Raw genomic sequence first — 6,240 nt, forward strand, 5'->3', positions numbered from 1 at the left:
ATCCGCCAGTGGTGCGTGAGGTGGGCACCCGACCGGAAGCCGCGCGGGCCTTGTGCCGCCATCCGGAGCGTGCGGCGCACTGGCCCCAGTGCGCCGCATCGGGTGGCCCTACCGACGACCCACCGTAGGGGCCGCCGCCATGGCAGCCGCCCCAGGCAATTCACACCATTCTGATATCCGACGGTGCCAGCAACATCTTCCACCAGAGCACCAGGTACGAGGCGAGTGCGTACACCGTGCCGAGTGCGGCACCCGAGTTGGCGGACGGCGAGGACGGCGAGGACCGCTACACCTACTACGGTTCGCTCTCCGACCAGGACCAGCGGCGGGTGGCCGCCCACATCGAGCTGGCCGTCTACGGCGCGGTCCGGGCCGGCACGACGCTGTTGCGGACCCTGCTCCGTGACGACGACGCTGAGATGCGCACGGCGGCGGCGTACGCCCTGGGTTGGTTCGGGGATGCGTTCGTACCTGTCCTGATCCTCGTCGCGCTGGGCAGGCTCACCCGTCGTTGACGTAACGTCGCGGTATGTGGGATATGGGGTGGTGGCGGCGTACGGCCCGGTTCCACCCCTATGCCCTTGATGCCGCTGCCGCCGTCGGGCTGTTCGCGATCAGCGTCGGCGAACCGCTGGTCGACCCCGCCCCCACCCGGGGCGAACTGAACGCGGGCGAGATCGCCTTCAGTGCGCTCGTCTGCGCGGCCGTGGCGCTGCGCCGTCGCTGGCCGCTGCCGGTGCTCGCGTTCTGCAGTGCCGCGACGGCGGCGTCGATCGCCTTCGGTGCCGCCCGCAACCTGGCCACCTTCGCGGTCGTGATCGCGGTCTACACCGTCGCCGTGACCACGAACCGGGCCACCGCGGTCATCGCCGGCACGTTCACCGCCCTGCTGCTGGTCGTCGGCGCCATCTACTCCTCGTCCAGGGGTTCCTGGCTCGACTCCGAGAAAGTCGTGCTGGCCCTCTGGAGCGGTCTCGCCACCGCCGTCGGTGACGCCGTCCGCAACCATCGCGACTACATCGTCGCCGTCGAGGAGCGCGCCACCCGGGCCGAGCAGAGCCGGGAGGAGGAGGCGCGGCGGCGGGTCGCCGAGGATCGGCTGCGCATCGCCCGCGACCTGCACGACGTGATGGCGCACAACATCGCCCTGATCAACGTGCAGGCCGGGGTGGCCGGGCACGTGTTGCGTACCAACCCGGAGGCGGCCGAGGAGGCGCTCGGGCACGTACGTCAGGCGGGCAGGGCGGCCCTGGACGAACTCGGGACCGTGCTGGGTGTGCTGCGCCAGTCCGACGACGCCGCCGCACCGACCGAGCCGACTCCGACGCTGAACCGGCTCCAGGAACTGGTCGACTCGTTCCACCGGACCGGGTTGGCGGTGAAGTGGCGGTTGTCGGGGCAGCCGTACCCGCTGTCCCCGGCGGCGGACCTGGCCGCGTACCGGGTGGTGCAGGAGGCGCTGACGAACGTGCACAAACACGGCGGGGAGTCCGCCCGGGTGCGACTGGGGTACCAACCGGACGAGTTGACCATCGTGGTGGAGAACGACGCCGGGCGGGAGGAGCCCGCGGCGAATCCGACGACGGGCACCGGGCACGGCCTGCTCGGCATGCGCGAGCGGGTGACGGCGGTCGGTGGCACGATGCACGCCGGACCGGTGCCGGGTGGCTTCCGGGTACGGGCCGTGCTGCCCGCGCGGCAGGAGATGCCATGACGATCCGGGTGCTGCTGGCCGACGACCAGAACCTGATCCGGGCCGGGTTCCGGGTGCTGGTCGACTCCGCCCCGGACCTTGAGGTGGTGGGTGAGGCGACCACCGGCCTGGAGGCGGTGGCGCTGGCCCGGACGACGCGGGCCGATGTGGTGCTGATGGACATCCGAATGCCGGATCTGGACGGGCTGGGCGCAACCCGACAGATCACCGAGGACGAGAGCCTGTCCGGCGTACGGGTCCTGATCCTGACCACCTTCGAGGTCGACGAGTACGTCCTCCAGGCGCTCCGGGCCGGCGCGAGCGGCTTCCTCGGCAAGGGGGTCGACCCGGCCGAGTTGCTGGACGCCATCCGGGTGGTGGCACGCGGCGACGCGCTGCTCTCCCCGGTGGCCACCAAGGGCCTGATCGCCCGGTTCCTGTCCCAGCCGGAGGATTCCGCCTCGGTGCCGGCAGAACTGGATCTTCTCACCGAACGTGAGCGCGAGGTGCTGGTGCTGGTGGCCGCCGGGCTCTCCAACGACGAGATCGCCGAACGGCTCGTGGTCTCGCCGCTGACCGCGAAGACGCACGTCAACCGGGCGATGACGAAGCTCGGCGCACGGGACCGGGCCCAGCTCGTGGTGATCGCCTACCAGAGCGGCCTGGTACGCCCCAGCGACCCACCATCACGCTGAGTCACTGATCCGATATACCACCTCCGTAGTACGTCAGGTGTCTACGGGCGGACGACGACGCGCACCCCGAGCAAAAGCGATGGTTGTTGCCATGCGCCGCTGCACGCGGCACCGCCCCGACGAGGAGCACCCGAAACCATGATCGAAGTCAAGAACCTGGGCAAGCGGTACGGCGACAAGGTCGCCGTCGACGATCTGAGCTTCACCGTGCGACCCGGCATCGTCACCGGTTTCCTGGGTCCGAATGGTGCGGGCAAGTCCACCACCATGCGGATGATCGTCGGTCTGGACGCTCCCACCTCGGGCTCGGTGACGGTCAACGGCCGCCGGTACGCCGACCACGTCGCGCCGCTGAACGAGATCGGCGCCCTGCTGGAGGCGAAGGCGGTGCACACCGGGCGGTCGGCGTACCACCACCTGCTGGCCATGGCCGCCACCACCGGAATCCCGAAGCGACGGGTGGACGAGGTGATCGACCTGGTCGGCCTGCACGAGGTCGCCCGCAAGCGGGCCGGTGGCTTCTCCCTCGGCATGGGCCAGCGCCTGGGCATCGCCTCCGCGCTGCTCGGCGACCCGCACACGGTGCTGCTCGACGAGCCGGTCAACGGGCTCGACCCCGAGGGCGTGCGGTGGATCCGCAACCTGCTCAAGGGGCTGGCCGCCGAGGGTCGTACCGTCTTCATCTCCTCGCACCTGATGAGCGAGATGGCGTTGACCGCCGAACACCTGGTGGTGGTCGGCAAGGGCCGCCTGATCGCGGACGTGTCGATGGACAAGTTCGTCGAACTCTCCTCCGGCAGCCGGATCCGCGTCCGCTCCCCCCAGTCGCACCTGCTCAGCGAGTTGCTCGTCGGGCCGGACGTGACGATCAGCAGCGCCGAACGCGGGGTGCTGGAGGTCACCGGACTCAGCACCGAGCAGATCGGGGAGCGGGCCGCCCTGGCCGGCGTCACCCTGCACGAACTCTCCGTGCAGCAGGCCTCGCTGGAAGAGGCGTTCATGGAGCTGACCCACGACTCGGTCGAATACTCCGCGACCAGCACCGAGCCCGTACTCGCCGGAAAGGCCGCCTGATGAGCACCGCGATCCTCGAACCCCGACTGGTCGGCACCACCGCCACCGCCCGTACCCGCACCGCCGTGACCGGTCGGGTCACCCTCGCCCGCGTCGTCCGCTCCGAATGGATCAAGCTGCGGTCGCTGCGGTCGACGGTGGCGGGACTGCTCGCCGCCGCCGCCATCGTGGTCGCGCTCGGCCTGCTCTTCACCGGCGTGGTCTCCGGAAGCATCGGCGGTGAGTCGATGGACCTCGGGCCCGGTGGCACGAGCGACCCGGTCGGCTCCAGCCTCGGCGGGGTGCAGCTCGGTCAACTGATCGTCGGCGTGCTCGGGGTGCTCTTCGTCGCGAGTGAATACTCCACCGGCATGATCCGGTCCACTCTGGCCGCCGTACCCCGGCGGCTGCCGGTGCTGTGGGGCAAGGCCATCGTGTTCGGCGGGGTGACCCTGGCCGCGACGCTGGTCGCGGTGCTGGCCGCGTTCTTCGGCGGCCAGGAGATCCTGGGTTCCCAGGGCGTGAGCGTGCTCGACTCGGGCGTGTTCCGCGCGGTGGTCGGCGGGGCCGTCTACCTGACCGGGGTCGGCCTGCTCGGTCTGGCACTCGGCACGCTGCTGCGCGGGACGGCCGCCGCGATCGGCGCCCTGTTCGGCGCGATGCTGGTGGTGCCCGGTCTCTTCCCGCTGCTGCCGAGCAGCTGGAACGACGCGGTCGGTCCGTACCTGCCCTCGCACGCCGGAGAGTCGTTCATGGCGGTGACGCCCGGCGCCGGAATGCTCGGCCCGTGGGCCGGACTGGCGGTCTTCGTCGGCTACGTCGTGGCCGCCCTCGCCGCTGCCGCGATCATGCTGAAGCGCCGCGACGCGTAACGGGAGCGGGAGCGGGAATGACTCCGCTCGGACGCCCGAACGATTCCTGAAGCCGCCCGACGCACCGGATCGAAGCGTCGGGCGGCGGGCCGCCCTCCACCGTGGACGCCACGGCACTCCGTTCCCTTGGTATAGTTTCGTTTACCCGGCGTTTGAATGGTGTCCACGACAAAGCCCCCAAGAGGACGATCACGTCGGGATGGCAGAATTCCACAAGGTTTATCCAAGGCCCGTTTCGAAGACTTGTCCACAGTCATCCCCTTGAGGACGGAGTGGACAAGCCATGACCACGCAATCCACGAATGCGCGGGCCACGCGGCCCGCACCGGCCGGGACACGAGGAAGTCGAACACGACGCATCCTCGCGGCCGTCGTCCTGATGCTCGGCATCGTCGCCGTCCCGAGCAGCGCCCAGGCCACCGCCTTCCCGGAGACCCTGTACGCCGACAGCGCCGGGCACTCCTTCTGTTTCACCAGCAGCTGGAACGGACAGCCCGCCCAGCACGCGGACCGGGTCCGGTGGGCGATGAACCAGCTGGACGTCCAGACGGACCTCTCCGACATCGAGGAGGCGTGTCTGGGCGGCACCGACATCGTGTTCGTCCACGGAGATCTCCCCGGGGGCTCGGGCCAGGCGAGTTGCCTCACGTTCATTTCCGGCTCTACCACTCGGTGCGACCAGTGGCGGGTCACGCTCGACTTCGCGGAAATGAACATCGGCAATTACGACGTGGAGGACCAGCAGGCTACCATCCTGCACGAGATTGGCCACACGATCGGGCTCGGCCACCACTCCGTCGGCGGCGCACACCAGCACGACTGCCCCATGTACGTCGCGGTCGACCCACCGGCACCTGCCACTGATATGCAGTGGCGGTCGTTTCACGCTCACGACATCATGCACATCAACGCCTACTACTGAGTCGGGCGGCAGCGCTCCACAAGGCTGCCACTGAATCGCCGCCGATGGGCGACCCCCGGAGCACCAACGGGAGCCGCCCATCGGCCTGTGCGCCAGTTGACACACCCGGCACGGTCTCGATCCGGCGACGGCGGGCGAGCACGACACGGCAGCGGGAGCCGCCCCGGTGGTCGGCGTCGACCAGGTCGCCGGGGCACGGCTCGGTGCCGGTGGAGCCGTCGCCCTCGATCACGCCGACGCCTGTCCGGCGGAGCAGTACCGCTCCACCGGGGTCGACCAGGCATTGAGCTTCGCCATCTACTGTGCACAACAACCTTCAATATGATAAGCCGGACATCCTTTGACCGAGCAACACATCAACTTTTGGTTACAAGTGCAAAAGTTTTACGACTGAGCACGTAACTTGCGCTTTACATGAACGTCATAAATGCCTAGTCTTCGATGCCAAGGGTCGCCGGATGCGGGGGTGGCGCGGATGACGGACGCACGCACAGCGGCAATCGACAACGCATCTGACCAGGTGATACTCCGGATGACCGGGATCACCAAACGGTTCTTCGGGGTGACCGTACTGGACCGGGTCGACCTCGACTACCGTCGAGGACCCTCACCGCCACCCACAGCGGCAAGCTCGCCGACGTCAACGGGGTGTCCACCGTCAACAGCACCGGGATCACCCGGGTCACCTGCGGCACCGCGGCGAGTCAGCGGTGGCAGCCGGTGGCGACCTCCACCGGCGTGTACGAGTTGCGGACCGCCCACTCCGGCCTCTGCCTGGACGTCAACGGCAGCTCCGTCGCCGACGGCGCGACCCTGATCCAGTGGACCTGTGGCGGTGGCGCCAACCAACGCTGGCGCCTCACCCAGGTCGCCTGACCTTTCCTCCCCCGTCCCGGGGGGGGGGGGGGCCCCCCCCCCCCCCGAAGCCCCCCCCGGAAGGGGGGGGGGGGGGGGGGGGGGGGGTTTTGGCCCACTGCCCCCGCGGGAACCGCCCGCCTCTATCCG

The 6,240-nt window shown here is 69.5% G+C and carries 7 protein-coding genes and 1 pseudogene; all 8 read left to right on the plus strand.

Annotated elements, in window-relative coordinates; translation table 11 throughout:
• The first annotated feature begins 236 nt into the window (after positions 1-236).
• Complete coding sequence (locus ACZ6QQ_RS25445; RefSeq protein WP_465879636.1) at positions 237-515, plus strand: hypothetical protein; 279 nt, start codon at positions 237-239, stop codon at positions 513-515.
• 14 nt (positions 516-529) lie between these two features.
• On the plus strand, positions 530-1,714 hold the full coding sequence (locus tag ACZ6QQ_RS25450; RefSeq protein ID WP_465879638.1) for a sensor histidine kinase: 1,185 nt from the start codon (positions 530-532) through the stop codon (positions 1,712-1,714).
• Positions 1,711-2,388: a response regulator gene (locus ACZ6QQ_RS25455; RefSeq protein WP_465879639.1), complete on the plus strand. Its 678-nt coding sequence runs from the start codon at positions 1,711-1,713 to the stop codon at positions 2,386-2,388. Before ACZ6QQ_RS25450 ends, ACZ6QQ_RS25455 begins: the two co-directional genes overlap by 4 nt.
• Before the next feature lie 138 nt (positions 2,389-2,526).
• A complete protein-coding gene (locus tag ACZ6QQ_RS25460; RefSeq protein ID WP_465879640.1) occupies positions 2,527-3,462 on the plus strand; it encodes an ABC transporter ATP-binding protein in 936 nt (311 codons plus the stop codon).
• A complete protein-coding gene (locus ACZ6QQ_RS25465; protein WP_465879641.1) occupies positions 3,462-4,313 on the plus strand; it encodes an ABC transporter permease in 852 nt (283 codons plus the stop codon). Before ACZ6QQ_RS25460 ends, ACZ6QQ_RS25465 begins: the two co-directional genes overlap by 1 nt.
• Positions 4,314-4,596: 283 nt before the next feature.
• Complete coding sequence (locus tag ACZ6QQ_RS25470; protein WP_465879642.1) at positions 4,597-5,235, plus strand: zinc metalloprotease; 639 nt, start codon at positions 4,597-4,599, stop codon at positions 5,233-5,235.
• Positions 5,236-5,401: 166 nt separating this feature from the next.
• The gene (locus tag ACZ6QQ_RS25475; RefSeq protein ID WP_465879644.1) at positions 5,402-5,560 is read left to right on the plus strand and encodes a hypothetical protein; all 159 of its coding nucleotides are present in this window, start codon (positions 5,402-5,404) and stop codon (positions 5,558-5,560) included.
• 290 nt (positions 5,561-5,850) lie between these two features.
• A pseudogene (locus ACZ6QQ_RS25480) lies at positions 5,851-6,111 on the plus strand (RICIN domain-containing protein); the annotation flags it as partial.
• Positions 6,112-6,240 lie beyond the last annotated feature (129 nt).

Source organism: Micromonospora sp. NPDC049529 (assembly GCF_055586685.1).